Annotated in this window: 17 protein-coding genes; 6 read left to right on the forward strand and 11 right to left on the reverse strand. The window is 61.1% G+C overall.

Annotated features, from left to right (window positions below):
• Positions 1-37 precede the first annotated feature (37 nt).
• Both rfbB and rfbA read right to left on the reverse strand, forming a co-directional pair.
• Positions 38-1102 carry a dTDP-glucose 4,6-dehydratase gene (rfbB, locus tag NLM32_RS11975; RefSeq protein ID WP_254129175.1) on the reverse strand — a complete coding sequence of 355 codons (1065 nt, stop codon included), beginning with the start codon at positions 1100-1102 and terminating at the stop codon, positions 38-40.
• A 12-nt stretch (positions 1103-1114) separates the two neighbouring features.
• Positions 1115-1996 (reverse strand): glucose-1-phosphate thymidylyltransferase RfbA, encoded by an 882-nt coding sequence (gene rfbA, locus NLM32_RS11980; RefSeq protein ID WP_254129176.1) that lies wholly within the window; start codon positions 1994-1996, stop codon positions 1115-1117.
• A gap of 85 nt (positions 1997-2081) precedes the next feature.
• Here rfbA and rfbC point away from each other — a divergent pair, with 85 nt between their 5' ends.
• From rfbC to NLM32_RS11995, 3 genes are all read left to right on the forward strand, one after another.
• A complete protein-coding gene (gene rfbC / locus NLM32_RS11985) occupies positions 2082-2636 on the forward strand; it encodes a dTDP-4-dehydrorhamnose 3,5-epimerase (protein WP_254129177.1) in 555 nt (184 codons plus the stop codon).
• Between the two features lies 1 nt (position 2637).
• Positions 2638-3534, forward strand: a complete 897-nt coding sequence (gene rfbD, locus NLM32_RS11990) for a dTDP-4-dehydrorhamnose reductase (protein WP_254129178.1) — start codon at positions 2638-2640, stop codon at positions 3532-3534.
• A gap of 110 nt (positions 3535-3644) precedes the next feature.
• On the forward strand, positions 3645-4067 hold the full coding sequence (locus NLM32_RS11995) for a hypothetical protein (protein WP_254129179.1): 423 nt from the start codon (positions 3645-3647) through the stop codon (positions 4065-4067).
• Between the two features lie 88 nt (positions 4068-4155).
• Here NLM32_RS11995 and NLM32_RS12000 read toward each other — a convergent pair whose 3' ends face one another.
• Together NLM32_RS12000 and NLM32_RS12005 are read right to left on the reverse strand one after the other, a co-directional pair.
• Positions 4156-4890, reverse strand: coding sequence for a metallophosphoesterase family protein (locus NLM32_RS12000; RefSeq protein ID WP_254129180.1), 735 nt, complete (start codon positions 4888-4890; stop codon positions 4156-4158).
• Between the two features lie 122 nt (positions 4891-5012).
• Positions 5013-5339 (reverse strand): hypothetical protein, encoded by a 327-nt coding sequence (locus NLM32_RS12005; protein ID WP_254129181.1) that lies wholly within the window; start codon positions 5337-5339, stop codon positions 5013-5015.
• Between the two features lie 366 nt (positions 5340-5705).
• Here NLM32_RS12005 and NLM32_RS12010 point away from each other — a divergent pair, with 366 nt between their 5' ends.
• Entirely contained in the window at positions 5706-7130 is a 1425-nt protein-coding gene (locus NLM32_RS12010; protein WP_254129182.1) for an undecaprenyl-phosphate glucose phosphotransferase, read from the forward strand.
• A gap of 106 nt (positions 7131-7236) precedes the next feature.
• Here NLM32_RS12010 and NLM32_RS12015 read toward each other — a convergent pair whose 3' ends face one another.
• From NLM32_RS12015 to NLM32_RS12045, 7 genes are all read right to left on the reverse strand, one after another.
• Positions 7237-7956, reverse strand: a complete 720-nt coding sequence (locus NLM32_RS12015) for a hypothetical protein (RefSeq protein WP_254129183.1) — start codon at positions 7954-7956, stop codon at positions 7237-7239.
• 55 nt (positions 7957-8011) lie between these two features.
• Complete coding sequence (locus tag NLM32_RS12020; protein WP_254129184.1) at positions 8012-10255, reverse strand: polysaccharide biosynthesis tyrosine autokinase; 2244 nt, start codon at positions 10253-10255, stop codon at positions 8012-8014.
• Positions 10256-10282: 27 nt separating this feature from the next.
• A complete protein-coding gene (locus NLM32_RS12025) occupies positions 10283-10849 on the reverse strand; it encodes a hypothetical protein (RefSeq protein WP_254129185.1) in 567 nt (188 codons plus the stop codon).
• A gap of 288 nt (positions 10850-11137) precedes the next feature.
• Positions 11138-11776: a transglutaminase-like cysteine peptidase gene (locus NLM32_RS12030; protein WP_254129186.1), complete on the reverse strand. Its 639-nt coding sequence runs from the start codon at positions 11774-11776 to the stop codon at positions 11138-11140.
• A gap of 159 nt (positions 11777-11935) precedes the next feature.
• Positions 11936-12571 carry a hypothetical protein gene (locus NLM32_RS12035; protein WP_254129187.1) on the reverse strand — a complete coding sequence of 212 codons (636 nt, stop codon included), beginning with the start codon at positions 12569-12571 and terminating at the stop codon, positions 11936-11938.
• Positions 12572-12634: 63 nt separating this feature from the next.
• Positions 12635-13042, reverse strand: a complete 408-nt coding sequence (locus NLM32_RS12040; protein WP_254129188.1) for an O-antigen ligase — start codon at positions 13040-13042, stop codon at positions 12635-12637.
• Between the two features lie 27 nt (positions 13043-13069).
• Positions 13070-13990 (reverse strand): hypothetical protein, encoded by a 921-nt coding sequence (locus tag NLM32_RS12045; RefSeq protein WP_254129189.1) that lies wholly within the window; start codon positions 13988-13990, stop codon positions 13070-13072.
• 375 nt (positions 13991-14365) lie between these two features.
• Between NLM32_RS12045 and NLM32_RS12050 the strand changes: the two genes are divergently transcribed.
• Both NLM32_RS12050 and NLM32_RS12055 read left to right on the forward strand, forming a co-directional pair.
• Positions 14366-15586, forward strand: coding sequence for an acyltransferase (locus NLM32_RS12050; protein WP_254129190.1), 1221 nt, complete (start codon positions 14366-14368; stop codon positions 15584-15586).
• An 8-nt stretch (positions 15587-15594) separates the two neighbouring features.
• Positions 15595-16965, forward strand: coding sequence for a hypothetical protein (locus NLM32_RS12055; RefSeq protein ID WP_254129191.1), 1371 nt, complete (start codon positions 15595-15597; stop codon positions 16963-16965).
• Positions 16966-16973 lie beyond the last annotated feature (8 nt).

Genomic DNA, 16973 nt, shown 5'->3' on the forward strand with positions numbered 1-16973 from the left:
GCGGGACGGCAGCTGCCACCAAGGGGGCGGTCGATCCCTAGCCGAGGCCGATGCGCTTCTGCTGGTAGCCGCGATCGAGAATGGCTTGCCACCAGTCGCGGTTGTCGAAGAACCAGCGAACCGTCTTGGCAAGGCCGCTTTCGAAATTCTCGTCGGCGCGCCATCCGAGCTCGCGCTCGAGCTTCGAAGCATCGATCGCGTAGCGGCGATCGTGACCGGGGCGGTCGGCGACGAACGAAATCAGGCCGCGCCGGGGACCTGCGGTGCGTGGCGACATTTCGTCCAGCATGTCGCAAATGCTTTCGACGACGTGCAAATTGGTGCGCTCGTTTCGGCCGCCGACATTGTACGTCTCGCCGATTGCACCGCGCTCGAGCACGAGCGTGAGCGCCTTGGCGTGGTCCTCGACGTAGAGCCAGTCGCGAATGTTCTGTCCGTCGCCGTACACCGGCAGCGGCTCGCCCGCGAGCCCCTTGATGATGATGTGGGGAATGAGCTTCTCGGGAAAGTGATACGGCCCGTAATTGTTCGAGCAGTTCGTCACCATCGTCGGAAGGTCGTAGGTCTCGCGCCAGGCGCGCACCAGATGGTCGGACGACGCCTTGCTCGCCGAGTAGGGCGAGTTGGGCGAATAGGACGTGGTCTCGGTGAAGTAACCGTCCTTGCCGAGCGACCCGAACACCTCGTCTGTGGAGATGTGGAGAAAGCGGAATTGCGAGCGGCGGTCCGGGCTCAGCCCCCTCCAGTATCGCAGCGCCTCCTGCAGCAGCGTGAAGGTGCCGACGATGTTGGTCTGGATGAATTCGCCGGGGCCGTCGATCGAACGATCGACATGGCTCTCGGCCGCGAGATTCATGACCGCGGCGGGCTGGTACTTCTCGAACAGCTTGCGGAGCGAGGCAGCCTCGCAAATGCATTGCTGCTCGAATGCATAACGCGGATTGGCCTCGGCGTCGGGGATCGACTCGAGGTTCGCCGCATAAGTCAGCTTGTCGATGTTGACGACGCGCGCGTGCGTGTCGCGGAGGAGATGACGGACGACTGCAGAGCCGATGAAGCCTGCACCGCCCGTGACGAAAATCGTTGAGCCTTCGAAACGCATGTGTGATTTGCCTCAGTCGTGAGCGGCGAAGGAGCGGGCAACCGATTGCAGATACTCGCCGTAGCTGCTCTTGGCGGTCCTCTCAGCAACCTTCTTGAAGGCCTCGAGAGAAATGTAACCGCGCCGCAACGCGATTTCCTCGGGGCAGGCGATGCGCAAGCCCTGGCGCTGTTCCAGTATCTGAACGAAGTGGCTGGCTTCGACCAGCGAGGCGTGCGTGCCGGTGTCGAGCCAGGCAAACCCGCGCCCGAGCACTTCGACGAACAGGTCGCCACGCGCGAGATAGGCGTTGTTCACGTCGGTGATCTCGATCTCGCCCCGCGCCGAAGGTTTGATCCCCGCCGCGATGTCGACCACGCTGTTGTCGTAGAAATAGAGGCCAGTGACGGCCACATTCGACTTCGGCTGCTTGGGCTTCTCTTCGATCGAGCGCGCACGCCCGTCACCATCGAGCTCGACCACGCCGTATTGCTCGGGCGAGTTGACGACGTAGCCGAAGACCGTGGCGCCGCTCTTGCGTGCTGCCGCCCTGGCCAGCATCTCCGGAAGTCCGTGGCCGTAGAAGATATTGTCGCCGAGAACCAGCGCGACGGAATCCGATCCCACGAATTCGCGGCCGACGATGAAGGCGTCGGCAAGACCGCGCGGGGTGTCCTGTGTCGCGTAGGAGAAGTTGACGCCGATCTGCGATCCATCGCCAAGCAAGCGCTGGAACAGCGGCTTGTCCTGCGGCGTCGAGATGATGAGAATGTCGCGGATCCCAGCGAGCATCAATGTCGACAGCGGATAGTAGATCATCGGCTTGTCGAAAACCGGAAGCAGCTGCTTCGACACCACTGTCGTGACGGGAAAGAGGCGCGAGCCTGTTCCGCCAGCGAGTATAATTCCCTTCATAGGTCCCTCTGGTTTACCAATTCGAAAATATCAGATAGTGTGCGCTGCACAAGATTGTTGTACGTGCGGAGCTGAAGTCGCTGGAATGAACATCATCAAGACAGATCTGCCAGAGGTTTTGATCATCGAGCCGAAGCTATTCGGCGATCAACGCGGCTTTTTCTTGGAGACCTACCAATTCGAGCGCTACGCGCAGAGCGGGGTTGCGCGGCCGTTCGTTCAGGACAATCTGTCACGCTCGCGTCATGGAGTGTTGCGTGGGCTGCACCTACAAAATCCGGGCGCGCAGGGCAAGCTGGTCACGGCGCTCCGCGGCAGAGTCCTGGACGTTGCTGTCGACATTCGCGTCGGTAGCCCAAATTTTGGGCGTCATGTCGCCGTCGAACTGAATGAGGAGAATCGACGGCAATTGTGGGTTCCTCGCGGCTTCGCCCATGGTTTCGCCGTTCTCTCCGAGACGGCCGATTTCTTCTACAAATGCGACGCGCTCTACAGCCCGAAGGATGAGATCTCGATTCGATGGAACGATCCGGCGATCGGTATCGACTGGGGCCTCGCAGATCCCGCGCTGTCGGCCAAGGATGCCGATGCGCCCTTGCTCGCAGATGTGAAGAACCTCCCGCGCTACGGGGAGGTCTGACATGAAGATTCTTCTGACGGGCACTGCTGGGCAGGTGGGCGGAGCTCTGCTTCCACTGCTCAAGGGACGCGCCGATGTCGTTGCGCCGGAGCTGGAGGAGTTCGATTTTTCGCGACCGGACGAGCTTGCAGGCAAGCTGGATTCGATCAAGCCGGATCTGATCATCAATCCCGCCGCCTATACCGCCGTCGATCGTGCTGAGGACGAGCGAGAGCTCGCGTTCCGGATCAACGCGGAATCTCCCAAGGCGATCGCCCGATGGGCGGCGCCCCGCGGCGTGCCGCTGGTGCACTTTTCGACGGACTATGTTTTCGACGGCACCGGCCATCGTCCGTGGCGCGAGGACAGCACGCCGGGTCCTCTCTCGGTCTACGGCCAAAGCAAGCTCGCCGGCGATCAGGCCATTGCCGAGGCGGGTGCCCTGCATGTGATCGCGCGGACGTCCTGGGTTTACTCCGCGACGGGTGCGAGCTTTCTCAAGACGATCGTGCGGCTCGCCGGAGAGCGCGAGCAGTTGCGGATCGTCGCCGATCAGATCGGCGCGCCCACGACAGCCGATGCGATTTCGCAAGCAGTGGTTGCGATGCTGCCGCGGAGCGACGACGACCTTCGCAAGACGTTCGAGCAGCGCGGCGGCGTCGTCAATCTGGTCTGCGGGGGCGAGACCAGCTGGCACGGTTTTGCGACTGCGATCGTTGCCGGGCTGCGATCGAGGGGCGTGCAATTCGCCGTGAAGGAAATCGTTCCAATCCGCTCGGACGAATTTCCAGTCAAGGCAAAGCGGCCCTCCAATTCCCGCCTTGATCTCACGCGACTGCGCGAGCAGTTCGGCGTTACGCCGCCGAGCTGGCAACAGGCGCTCGATCGCGAGCTGGATGCTTTCAAGGCGACGATTTGAACGCCGGTTCACGCGGCCGCATCGGAGCACAACGTTCCGCGGCCTTTAAACTTTGTTAACCATCCAGGGCCCATTTTCCGGTTTGGCGCCTCGAACCGGAAAGTGCACGCATGTTTCAGCTCTTCTTGCGGGCCCGCACTCACAATTTCCTGAAAGATCGCTTCGGCGGCGAGCAGACGTTCCGTGCCCGCTCGCCCGAGCGCGACGCCGAGACCGATCGCACGCGCATCGAAGGCATCATGATCGCAATCGAGGAGGCGCTGCAGGCCGCGGAGCGTGAGCAATCAGGTCTGAACCGCCGGGTCGAGGACGTGCTGGCGCGCGCGGCCGTGACCATCGGCAACGGCAATGACGAATATCTCGAGCGCGAAGCGCTGGACAATCACCATCAGGACCTGTTCGACAAGGAAATCCTCAACGGTCAGCGCAGGCTCAAGGAGCTCAGCGCCTCGATCGCGCATTTCAAATTCCTGAAGGCCGCGATGCTCAGCCGGTTCCCGGAATACCGGCCGCCGGCCAGCCAGACCAATTGACGCTTCGCGCCGTGCGCGGGCGCGCCGGATTTTGTTTTGACGCGTTTTCTTGACGCGAACCCGTGTCCACTTCGCTCGAAAGCGCTATCTAGATCGCGAGCATGCTGTTGCCCTGAATCGACAACAGGGTCAGGTTGCCGGTCGCGTACGCCCCGGTGTCGATATTGGCGCGGTTCTCGAGCAGCTCGGCCTGGCGCACCGGCGTATGGCCGTGCACAACGTATTTGCCGAACCGCTTCTTACTCTGCAGAAATTCGTCCCTGATCCACAGCAGATCCTGCTCGCGCTGCTCGGACAGCGGGATTCCCGGACGAACGCCGGCATGCACGAAGAAAAAGTCGCCGCATGTGAAGGTCGGCCGCAGCTGGCGCAGGAACGCGATGTGCTGCGGCGGCATCGCGGAAGTGAGTTCGCGCACGAGATCCGACTGTTCGTCCTTGCTAAGATCGGGCGCTGCCGAGATCCCGTATGACATCAGGGTCTGGAGCCCGCCGAACTGAAACCAGTCGGCTGTGCGCGAGGGATCATCCAGCACCGAGGTGAAATAGGCCTCGTGATTGCCCTTGAGAAAGACCGTGTTGCGGCGGCGGCTGCGGTCGATCAGCAGATCGAGCGTGTGACGTGAGTCCGGTCCGCGATCAATGTAGTCGCCGAGAAAGACCTCGATCGCGCGATAGGGCCGGCTGTTCGCCATGTCCGCATCGATGACGGCGAACATCTGTTCAAGCAGATGCGCGCAGCCGTGGATGTCGCTGAGTGCGTAGATTCGCACGCCGTTCGGCAGCTTCGGCCGGGGCGAGGTCTGAGTCGGGGTCGTGACCATGAGGTCCAACTCTTTCAGAGAGCTTCGCCCGAGATGTCAATATGCTATCGACGAATTTGGGGCCGCACGAGCAGCTTTTTTTGTCGACGCCATGTGAACGTCGGTTCGTGCAACCGCCTTGATCACCCGTGTGGTCTGATGAGGCGTCGATTTGCCGCGCTGGGTGCGCTCAACCGAAGCTGCGGGCTGTCGAACGACGCTACGGCCTCGGCGCGATACGCTGCCGCACGCGAGCGGACCAGAAGCGCGCCGCAGAGATAGCCAAGCTGCAGCAAGCCCGCAAAGACGACGATCATAACGACAATGTGAGCGGCGCCTTGTCCCTGCCAGGCCGAGACCGCGCCAATGATCGCTCCGCCCAGCACGATTGCCGGAGGCAGAATAAAAATCCGGAATCTGCCTCCAAGCAACGATCCGATCAGCAGACTGAAAATGGCGACGGCACTCACGGCACAACTCCCTCGAAACTGCCACGAGTGTTAATGGCGCCGGCCTAAGGTCGGCTTAAGTAACAGGGTTGAACAACCGTTCAAATGCGCGCGCAAATATGTTTAAAACTGGAATGATTTGATGCGAAATACGGCGCGATGCTCAGTTAGATGTCAGGCCTGTGACAACACTTTGAGCATGCGCGAATGCGAGCACCGTGTTGCAGAAAGCAGGTGCTGTATTGCAGAAAATAGATTTGATTTTTTAGGTGCGGTGCCGCATTGTTGCTTTGTTTAGTTAAGACATTGTCGAAGACGCACCCCCAAATTTAAAACGACTGCATGCAATCGGCGGTTGCGAATGCGTGACGAGGCAGCGAGGTTCGGATGGCTGTAGCAACTTATGGTTCGGAAAACTATTATTCGGCTATATCGAACCGTCGCGGTGCTCTCCAACGTCCCCTCCAGATCGCTCTGATCGCGGGTGACTTTCTCGCACTCCTGCTGAGCTATTTCGCGGCAAGCGGTCTGTATCGCCTGCTCGTTGCCGAACAGGATTCGTCGGTCGGCGCGGGCCTTGTGGTCGCCGCGGTGTTCGTGACGATCTCCTACTTCCAGGGCATCTACGATCACCATCGTCTGCTCAACACGGTCTGGCAGCTCCGCAAGACGCTCGCGATCTGGGCGATCTCGCTGACCATTCTCGCGGTCGAGGCGTTCCTGCTCAAATCGTCGGCGGATCTGTCGCGCGGAACCACGCTGCTGTTCGCTGCGACCGGTGGTGCTGCCCTCGGTGGTCTCCGGGTGCTGTGGCGCATCGCGCTGAACTCGAGCTATGCGAGAGGCCGCCTGGTCGACCGCAAGGTCGTGCTGCTCAGCCTGAAGCCGCTCGATTTCACGTCGAGCCGTTTCAAGGATTTGCGCAAGCACGGCTTCAATGTCGTGCGTCATTTCGTTCTCGGCCCGTCCGAAGATGGTGAGGGGTGGGATCACGAGATTCGCGACGTCGTCCGCCAGGCGCGCGCGGCTGATGTCGAGGAATATCTCCTGGTCATCGATTGGGACGAGATGCCGCTGCTCCAGAAGCTGAGCCAGCACCTGCGCGTGGTTCCCCAGCCGATTCGCCTGTTGCCGGACTTTCCGATCGCCGATCTGGTCTCGCGGCCGTTCCAGCCGGTCAGCGGCACGGTTGCCATCGAGATCCAGCGCGCACCACTGACCGTGTACGAGCGGGCGCAGAAGCGCTGCCTGGATATCGGCCTTGCCTCGTTTGCCCTGCTGCTGCTGGCACCGCTGCTGATGACGGCGGCGATCATGATCAAGCTCGACTCGATGGGCAATGTGATCTTCAAGCAGTCCCGGCGCGGGTTCAACGGCAAGCCGTTCCAGATCTGGAAGTTCCGTTCCATGACGGTGGCGGAGAATGGCCACATCGTGACGCAAGCGACGAAGTCTGACGCCCGGGTCACCCGCGTCGGTCGCGTGCTGCGACGGACCAGCATCGATGAGTTGCCGCAGCTCTGGAACGTCCTGCGCGGTGAGATGTCGCTGGTCGGACCGCGGCCGCATGCGCTTGCGCACGACAATTATTACGACCAGCTGATCAGCAACTACGTGTATCGGCACCACATGAAGCCGGGCCTGACCGGTTGGGCTCAGGTCAACGGTTTCCGCGGCGAGACGCCGACCATCGACCTGATGGAGAAGCGCGTCGAGTATGACGTCTGGTACGTCAGCAATTGGAGCATCTGGCTGGACATCAGGATCATCCTGAAGACCGCTCTGGCCCTGATCCATCAGGAAGCCTACTGAGAAGCGCGAGCCTCTGCCGGGTCGTCGGCAGAACGTCTCTACCGCATCGATCTCATGAAAGCTGGCGAGGCGCAGCGCTCCTGTGTGTGCGCTATCGGCGCAGTCGCTAATTCTCGAGCAGATAGCGCGGACGGTCGTCTGCCGGATAGCAGCGATGCTGGATCTTTCCTCCGGCGTCCCGGACCAGATACCAGAAAGCCAATTTCTCCCTGGCGGACACGTCGCAGGTCAGATCGAGAAGTCTGCTGCGTGTCGACGCCGGCGCTTTGACGTAGAGGGCGGCTGCGCTCGGATACAGCCGGTCATGGAAGACGTCGTTGAAGTCCTGCACTGTCGCGTCCGTCAACGCCGTGGGCAGCGCGTCGAATGCCCGGAAGGCGAGGGGCACGCGCATCATTTGCAGCCAGACCTCATGCGGTGCCAGGCGGTAGGATTCGCCGAGAAGAGCGACCGTTCTGGCCGTTAGCCCGTCCTGGCGCGAGCCGGCCCAGAACGCTGCCAGCCATCCGAGTGATTCGGTCGGAGCGCATCCCAGCAGGATCCTGCTCATGCGCTGGACAGCATCAACGTCCGCATCCGCCTGCGTCAGGTCGGTGCCGCGGACGGTCATGTCGGCGGCCGACAATTGCAGGACGAGCAACTCCCGAAGCGCCTTCGGTTCGCACTGGTGCTGAGCCGCGGGCAGGTTCGCCGCGACGATACGCCTCAGCAACGGCGCATCGTAGCTCTCGCCGGCGGCGATTTGCCGGGCAACCCGCGAGACCGTGGGATCGGTCAGGTTGGGAAGGATCGATGCCGCCCATGCCAGGGCGGAGGCCGCCAGCAAGCAATTGGCGCCGCGCGCGAGCCAGCGCGAGCGGCGAGATGCGCCGGCTTCGGCCTTAGGCTCCCTCGACATAGTACGCGTTGTAGTGCGAGCCTTTGTAGCCCTCGATGCGCTTCAGCATCTTCGGGTTTGCACCGTTGAGAACGGCGCCCAGCACCTTCTTCTGGATGCCTTCTGAGCTCGACATCGATTCCTGCAGGGCGGTACGCGTGGTGCGGCCCCATTCGATGACATAGACATAGGCGTCGATGAGGTGGCTGATGGCCTTGGCGTCGGTCACCGGCATCACCGGTGCAAGATCGATGACGATGTAGTCGTATTCGTTACGCAGCAGCGTCAACAAATCGGCCATCGCCTTCGAGGCCATGATGTCGGCGGAGTTCACCATGCGCGTGACGGCAAAGGAGGGCAGGAAATCCAGGCCGGTCTCGGCGCTGCGCCGAATGTGATGTCCGACCGATTGCGGACTCTTGAGAGCCTCGAGCAACCCGCTCTTGGCGGTCGGGTCGAGCTCCTTGGTGAGCGAACGCGTATGGAGGTCGCCGTCGATCAGCAGCACGCGCTTGCCTGTGAATGCGGTGAGGTGCGCGAAGTTGGCGGAAACCGTGGTTTTGCCTTCCTTCGGAAGCGACGACACGATGCCGATGACCTTCACCTCGCGGGACAGGCGGGCGAGATCGATCGAGACCTTGATGTTGCGCATGGTCTCGGCATAGCGCGAGAAGGGATGGTCGATGACGTAGCGGGAGAGCGGGCCGGCGTCGGCTCCGCCGTCGGGCGGTCGCGATCCGCGCACCTTCGGCAGGCCCATCGCCTTGGCGCCGATGGCCGGAAGCACTCCGAGACATTTGACGCCGATCTCGTCCTCGACCTCGATCGGAGAACGCAGCACGTCGCTCAGCATCTCGCGGGCGAAGGCAGCGCCCAGGCCGAAGCAAAGGCCACCGAACAGCGCGCCGATCAGCGAGAGCACGGTCTTGGGGGAGCTCTTGCGGTCCGGCTTCACAGCGGTGCTGATGATCCGGGATTCGCTGATCGGGAAGCTCTGGTTCTGCATCGCCTGCTGCTGCTTCTCGAGGAAGCTGTTGTACAGGTTGCGGTAGGTGTCGGCCGCGCTCTCGAGGTCGCGCAGCTTCACCTGCGCCTGGCCGGTGTTGCCAGCCTGGCTGACCAGGTTCTTGAGGTTCTCCTCCAGCGAGGTCTCGCGGCTCTTGGCGATTTCGTAGTCGCTGCGATAGGCGTCGCCGATACGCTTGACTTCGTCCGCGATCGACTTGCGCAGCTCTTCCATGCGGTTGGCGAGATTGACCGAGGCCTGGTGGGTCTTGCCGTAGCGGGCCGACCAATCGGAATACTGCGCCTGCAGATCGAGATATTGAGCGCGCAGGCGGGTGATGACGGGATTGTTCAGCGCGTCGGTGACCGTCGGCTGGGCAAGATCCTTGTCGCTGATCGCCTCGATGCGGTCGAGCCGTGCCTTGGCCTCGGAGGTGGCCGCGCGCGCCTGGATGAGCTGCGTGTTCACGTCGGTGAGCTGCTGCTCGTTCATCAGGCCGCGGCTGGTGCCGACGATATTGTTCTGGCTCTTGAAGGTCTGCACGGCGCGATCGCTGGCGGTCGCCTGCTCGCGCAGCTCGGCACTGCGCTGCTGCAGCCATTCGCTGGCGCGCTTGGTGGACTGATACTTCGCGTCGAGCGCGCCCACGATATAGGCGTCGGCGATCTCGTTGGCGATCTGGGCCGCCTTGTCGGGGTCCCGCGAGCGGAAGCTGGCCGACAGCACGTAGGTCGTCAGCAGACGCTCGACCTTGAGGTTGTTCTCGACCGCAGCGACCGTCCCGCGTTCGATGCGTTCCTTCGAGGCGGGCCCGTCCGATCCGAACAGCCCGATGACTTTTCCGATAATGGCGGGCAGGAGGCCTGGATCCGAGCCGTTGAACTCGGGATCCTCCGTCAGATTCATGCGGCGGACGACGGACCGGATCAGATCGTCCGAGGTGATGATCTCGACCTGACTATCGACGAAGCCGGGGTCGATCAGCGCGTTGGGCGTGCCGTTGTCCTTGTCGAGCACCTGCGTCTGGCGGGTGTCCATCAGGATGCGCGTGTTTGCCGTATACATCGGCGTCGCCGTCAGCAGGTAGACGAGGCAGATCGCCACCGCGACGCCGACGACCCCCGCGATGACAGGCCACTGCCGGCGCAGAATGCCAATGATGCGCTCGAGGCTGAGAGACGACCCCGCCAAATCGAAGGCGGACCTCTCTTGCAGGTGGAATTGCTCTCTGGGCTGATACATCTGAATGTTCATCGACCTGACGTGGGATTATTGGGGGAGCGGCGCAGGAGCAAACGGATCGCCGACATCCGTACTCCACTCGCCGGACATGAGGCTGTTGGCAGAACCAGAAGGCTTGTTGGTCGCCGACCCTGGCGCACTTCCCGACGGGGACGCCACCGCATTCGGATTGAATTCGACAGCCTCGAGCTCCGCGGAGTAGCCGGCGCTCACGGCCGAGTCCGACAGCTTCTGCACGAACTGACTGATCTTCTGGGCGTTCTCGGGTTTGCGCGGCACGCAAATCAGCTGCGCCCGGCGCAGCGCCATGCCGATCGAGGTCCGTTCGACATTGGCGGATTCGCTGACGAGCGCGCGCACTGCGGACAGAATCGTGATGTCACTCACGACATAGGCTGCAAGGCGACCCGTGAGCTTGTTGCGGTCGCCGCGGACGTCGCGGTCCCGCAGGAGCGACGTCGGCTCCATCTGGAAGACCTTCAAGATCTCCGCGGACACACGCTCCCCCTGCTCGACGCATTGCGCCTCGCAACTGCCGGCAGCGCACACCAGCATCAGCACTGCGAGAGCAAGTGCCGCGCGAAATCCGCCCAAGAAACCACCTGAGGCACGATCGGAAGATTGTCGTCGTTGAGGCAGGCCCAAACCACTCATCGCGTTCATTCAAATCGCCGCAAGACTTCGCTCAAACCGAGTGTCGCGCTTAACTATGTCAAATTCTTGTGCGGTGCAAAATATAGTCTGGAACCCCGGAGATTCATAGCAAATTTCACAATGCGCGATGACCTGTTGCGAACAGGGTATACGGCAACGCCCGCGGCGCGAGCCACGGGCGTTGATATACACGATCCGCTTAAGAAGTGGGATCCGAAGGCGCAACAATCAGAGCGACGAACCCGAAAGGGAAGCGAAGCGCTTCTCGCGGAGCTTGCGTCCATGATCGCCGATGTTCACCCAGAAGCGCGGGTTGGCGCCGGACTGCATCGAGATCCATTCGTAGCCGAGCGAATTCCAGGGGCGGACGCTCGCGGACAGATTGTCCAGCACCACGTCGCCGTCGGAAAGCCGGGCCACCAGCACCAGGTGACCCTGTCCGCCATCGATGCGCACAACCGCAAGGCGCAGGGCGGCCTGTGGCCATCCCATCGCGATCAGCTGGTGACGCTTGGTGACTGCGTAGTCATTACAGTCACCCGCTGACGGCGAGACCGTCCAGTTTGCGGTCACCGGATCCGTCGGCTTGCGCATCGGCGCAATCGATTCGTTGACCGAGAGGTTCACCTGGCGAAGCATCGCCATGGCGGTGTCGGCAGGCGGCAACGAGCGCTCGCTGACATCGGTGCCGCATTCCGCATCGTTCTTCATGCAGAATTTGACGAAGTTCATCGGCGCGAGTGCGTTGTCGAATTCTTCGATGAACGAAGCTCCGGCCGGACGTTGCGTGCTATCCGACTCGGCCTTCGCGGTGTTGCCGGCGCAGGCAATCAGGGCTGCGAGCAACGGCGCGTACAACAGTTTCATGTCATTCCCCGTTATCCGTCTTTCTTGACGCAACAGGTGTCGCACAAAGATTTTAGAGGCAGGTTCCCCGAACCTCTAAAATTGAATGCAAATGACCCGGCCACGTCTGCACGTGGCCGGTTTAGTTAATCAATCCGCTGGGGTTGAATTCGTTCCGGGCTAGCGCGACGGGCTAGTGGCCGTGAGCGACGAAGTCCCCGTCGATGCCGCGAACAGGGTCGTCGTCGTTGTCGTTGACTGGGAGGCCGCGCCCGCTCCGGCACTAAACGAGGGGGGCGGAGGGGGGCTGATCGCGCCGCCCGAGCTCGGGGTTGGTGTCGTCCCTTGTCCGCCACCTGCGGTGGTGTCGCCGTTGGCGTCCGCGCCGGTGATGGCCTCGGTCGGAATGTCGCCGGTGATGCTCGTGAAGGACTGGATCAGCCCGGGCTTTTCGGTCTTCAGCGCGACCTCTTGGATCTGTTGGGCGAACTGGGGCTGCGTCAGCACGCAGACCGCAGCGGCGGTGCCCATTCCCGCGCCAATTGCACGGCCTTGGTCATCCGAACTCGCCTTGGCCAGCGAGGCCATGCCTTCCAGGCTTTCCGGGCGATTGGTCAGGAGATCGCGGACCTGCGAAGCAAGACCGCCCTGACCGTCCTTGAACTGGTCGAGCAGAGCGGCAGGGTTACCAAGAAATTGGATTGCCCCCTCAGACGTCACTGCGGGATTTGGCACGCAGCCGTTCTGTGCTGCAAAAGTCGACGTCGCTGCCGTCATCGCGAGCAAGGCAGCCCCGAGCCCCACGGAAATACGCATTCAGCTCCCCAACCATGCAATCGAAAAAGTTTGACTTAACATATTGCCAAAACCGCAATTACGCTACTTTTTTTGCTCGGATGAGGGCCTGCTTTGTGCCAGCCCGCAGCCTGTGATCGCCGCAAAAAACACGCCGAAGCCTGGAATCTGCAACGAGAAATCGATGCTCGTATGCAGGAAGCCAAGCGTCGCCACACTTGCACCGATGATCGGTATGTAGCGGTCACGCCGCCGATGCAAGCTTCCATTTAACAAATGGTAAAGATACCAGAGACATGTGACTATAATCAAACAAGCAGCAGGAAGGCCGAGCTCGGCTGCAAGCTCGAGCGGAGTGCTGTGCGCGCGGTCCCAAACTCCGAGACTTCCGAGTGAATCCGGCCGGTAGGCGGGAAATGCGCTTTCGAAGTTTCCGTAGCCGATCCCGAGCAGCGGATGCTCCTGGATCATGGTCAGTACGGTTCGATACATCGTGAACCGCTGTTCATCCACGAGGCCCTAAGTCAGGATTCGTCCCGCCACAGCGCCGCCGACGAGCTGAAACAGCAACAGCGCTGCCACCGCGATTCCTGCGAGCCAGCCCCAGCGGCGAAGCTTGCCGATGCGCAGCGGTGCGAAGAAGAGCGCGGTGGCCATAAAGACCGTCAGGATCAGCAGCAGAAGCCCCGCGCGCGAGCCTGTCATCGCCGTCGCAACCATGCAGACGACAAAGCCGCCTCCCAGCGCCACGGGGGAGGACAGATAATATGCGATCAGTGCGGTCATTTGCCGCGAAGGCGGTCGACTTGGCCGATCCTGCCGATAGATGAAGCGCAGCAATGGCAGCAGAAACAGCAGGGCGCAGCTCGCAAAGAAGGTCGCAGCCGTGTTCCTGTTGACGAATGTGCCCGTGACGAAGCCGATATAGGCTTCCTTGCGGCGGAACAGGAGCGAGGTCGGATCGCCGATCCCCGCGAGGATTCCGTAGAGAGCATAGGCAAGTCCCGTCCAGGCGAGGATGCGCAGCAGCTGCCGCGCGTTCTCCGCGTCGGTGGCGATGTAGACGGCGCGCGTGAAGGCAAGCACGAACAAAAGCGGATAGCCGAATGCGAGCCATGGCCCGTTGGCGGTGACCGAGACGCGGCCGGGCAGATCTGCTCCCACCACACCTCGCGCCACCGCCCACGCCGCATCGACCTCGTGAAGGGGGGAGTTCGGCCATAACTGGACCGTGATCACGGCTGCGACGACGACGAGAACGGCGAACAGCGGCAGCAACAGGTAGAAATCATCGATCGTCGCGCTGCGCAGGTCGGCGGTGGCGAGGCTGAACGCTAGCAGCGCCGTCCAGATGCAGATCCAGACCGTCTCGGCGGAGCCGAACGGCAGCGGGGCCAGCATGAATACCCCGATCGCCGTAAACCGCGAAACCTTGTACAAGATCAACTCCCGAGAGCCGCAGCGCGGCTCCGCCTTCCAGTTCCCGAAGCTGGGTGCTCTTTTGCCACATTCGTGCCGAATGAATAGGTTAATTGCACAGTTCGCGAACATGCAAAGCGAGCAGCATTAACGCGAAGGGTGTGTGGCCGATCAGCTTGTCGTTTTGCAGATGGCAAGCTGCACATCCCGAGGCACGCGGCCGATTCATTCGCCACCTGCCGGGTGCATTTCCTGCGGCAAATTAACCGTCGTGCCAATGCCTTCGATATGGGCGACACCTCCAATCGATATGCATGCGACGAGTGCGGGCGGGACATTGTATTCAAATCGAATGCCCAGTAGAAATGCTGCACTGCAAGGTACTAGGAAATTGCCGTGACGGTGCCCGCTCATCGCGAGAAAGCGCATGTCCTCACTCTGGACAGCATTCGGGGAATTGCCGCGGTCACCGTGGTGATTCACCATGTGATCCTGATGCCGACCTTTCTTGCGGCATTTCCGAATCGTTCGTGGATCGACTGTGCGTTCTTCCGCAGTGGCGGATTTCTGGTCGACCTGTTCTTCGTGCTCAGCGGCATCGTGATGTCGTTGAGCTATCTGCAGACCGATTTCGGGCGCTTCTCCCTGCGCGACTTCATGGTTCGACGGTTCGCACGCGTCTATCCGCTGCACATCGTGATGCTTCTGGTGTTGTTGCTATTCCGTCTCGCGCGCATCGGGCTTGGCCTGGTGATGGCGGGCGTCGTCGTGACCGCTCCCGCTGCCTTTGAAGTCAACAACGGCTATTCGTTTTTCCTGAACGTCTTCCTGCTGCACTCGCTGGGCTTTGTTCAGTACCTGAACTGGAATGCGCCGAGCTGGAGCATCAGCGTCGAATTCTACACCTATCTCGTGTTCGGCCTGATGCTGCTGGCCGCGCAGCGGCTCAATTCGCTCGCCTGGTTTTATGTCGGGGCCGTCGCTCTGGCGATCGGCAGCTGGTTGATCCTCACACTGGTGATCGCGACGCCTCAACTGGACGTCCAGTTTGATTGGGGGCTGCTGCGATGCTTCACCAGCTTCTTTCTCGGCGTGCTCACCGTGAAAGCGGTCGAGGCACTGCCGCGTGACATCAGTCCCGCTTTTCAGGGCGGCATTCAGCTTGCGGCCGCGGTTGCAGCCGTGGCGCACGTGTCGCTGACCGAAGCCTATCCCTGGGCCAGCTATCTCGCGCCCGTAACCTTTGCCGTGCTCCTTGGCTCGCTATTGGCGTTTCCGAAGGCCGCCGTCGTTCCTGCTACGCTCACGATCAGGCCATTGTTATGGCTCGGTCAGCGGTCATACTCGATCTACATGGTTCACGCCTTCGTCGTGCTGCTTGCCGAGTATTTTGTTCGCGCTGCCGGCAAGCCGGCGGTGGACAGGCTTGAAGCGATCCATCCAGGACTGGCGCCCACGCTCAATCTGCTGATCGTGCTCGGCGCCGTACTCGCTCTCTCGCAATTGACGTATCGGTGGATTGAATTGCCTGGGTCCAGGCTGGTTCGGAACATGTTCCGCGGAGCGGTGGCGTATTCGCCGGCACCGGCCGAGCCCTCTACACGCCTTTCGAGCTAAGGACGAATATGACGACGACAACGCTAGCGCTGCGCCGGACAATGCCGCTGTTGCGCTTACCTGTGCTGATGTGGGGGGCGTTCAGCCTCGAAGCCGTCGCGATGGCCACATATTTCCTGCGCGACGATTTCTCGGCCGCCGCGCGATACTACCTTTACATTGCCCATCTGAGTCCGATCTGGTTCATACCGGATGGTTTCGGACTCATCTGCCTCTTCCTGTTCATTCATCGCTGTATCATCCAGAATCGCAGCATCATTGCCCTGGTCGTGCTGGTTTGGATCTTTCTGTCCCTCGGGATCGGTTATCTCTTCTTGGGCAACGTCACAGCGCTCGCCTCATCGTTCAAAATGATCCTGCCGGTCTTCATCGGCTTCAGCTTTTGTGATGCGGACACCGGGACCTACAAGAAGCTTCTGTTTTTGATCTCGATACTGTTCTACGCATCGATCTTCGGCGTGGTCCTGTCGGCCTATTGGAAGGCGCCCTGGCTCAACTATACCTATGAGGCCTTCGGCGTACAGCGGAAGGCGGGGCGCCTGTGGTGGGCAGGCTCCGAGCAACGGCTCTCCGGCTTTTGCGAGGACAGCACCATCGTGAGCCTCTTCATTCTGGTTTCTTTCGTGATGACGTCGATACGAAGGAACGTGTGGTGGTGCTTGTTTTGCGGCGGGATTGCTCTCTATGCCTTGAAGTTGACGACGAGTAAGACGACCATGGGCGTTCTAGCCATCTATCTGATGGCACTGCTCGTCATCCGGATGATGCCCGAAAGAATGCGCTTCCCGACCCTGAGGATGCTGGCGGCATGGTCCTATGCAACGATCCTCGTTCCTGTCTTCTTGATCCTGGTCTTTGGCGGGACGTCGGTCGGTCAGAAGGCGTTTCTCTTCAGCCTGGTCGACCGGATCAACAACAGTTGGCAGAAGCCGTTTATCTTCATGTCGCAGTTGATGCCGATCGGTTACATCACAGGCTGCGGTGTCGGCTGTTTCAACTATCCGATGAATCAGTTTTCAAACCTGACGTCCTATTGGGTGCCGGTCGATAATTTCTATCTCGTCACCTTTCTGATGTTTGGCGTACCTTTCATCATCTTCATCTTCTTCGTCATCCGTGCGACGTTGCTGACGACCGACGTCTACAAATTGTCCCTCACATTCGTGCTGAATATCTTCAGCGTCACTGTGGCCGACTACGGGCCGGCGTCGGGTCTGTTGTTGATGTCGTTCATCTTCAGCGGCGTGTTCTCCAAGCGCGCTTCCTTCGTTTTCCAGGGAGGGAAGCTGAAGCGGCGCTTCGCGTTGCCATCGAATGCGGCTGCTCAAGGCGTGCCGGCCATGGGCGGAGCCACGCCCAGATTAAGTGAATCGGGCTAAGGGGCCGA

The sequence above is a fragment of the Bradyrhizobium sp. CCGUVB14 genome (genome assembly GCF_024199935.1).
Taxonomy (GTDB): domain Bacteria; phylum Pseudomonadota; class Alphaproteobacteria; order Rhizobiales; family Xanthobacteraceae; genus Bradyrhizobium.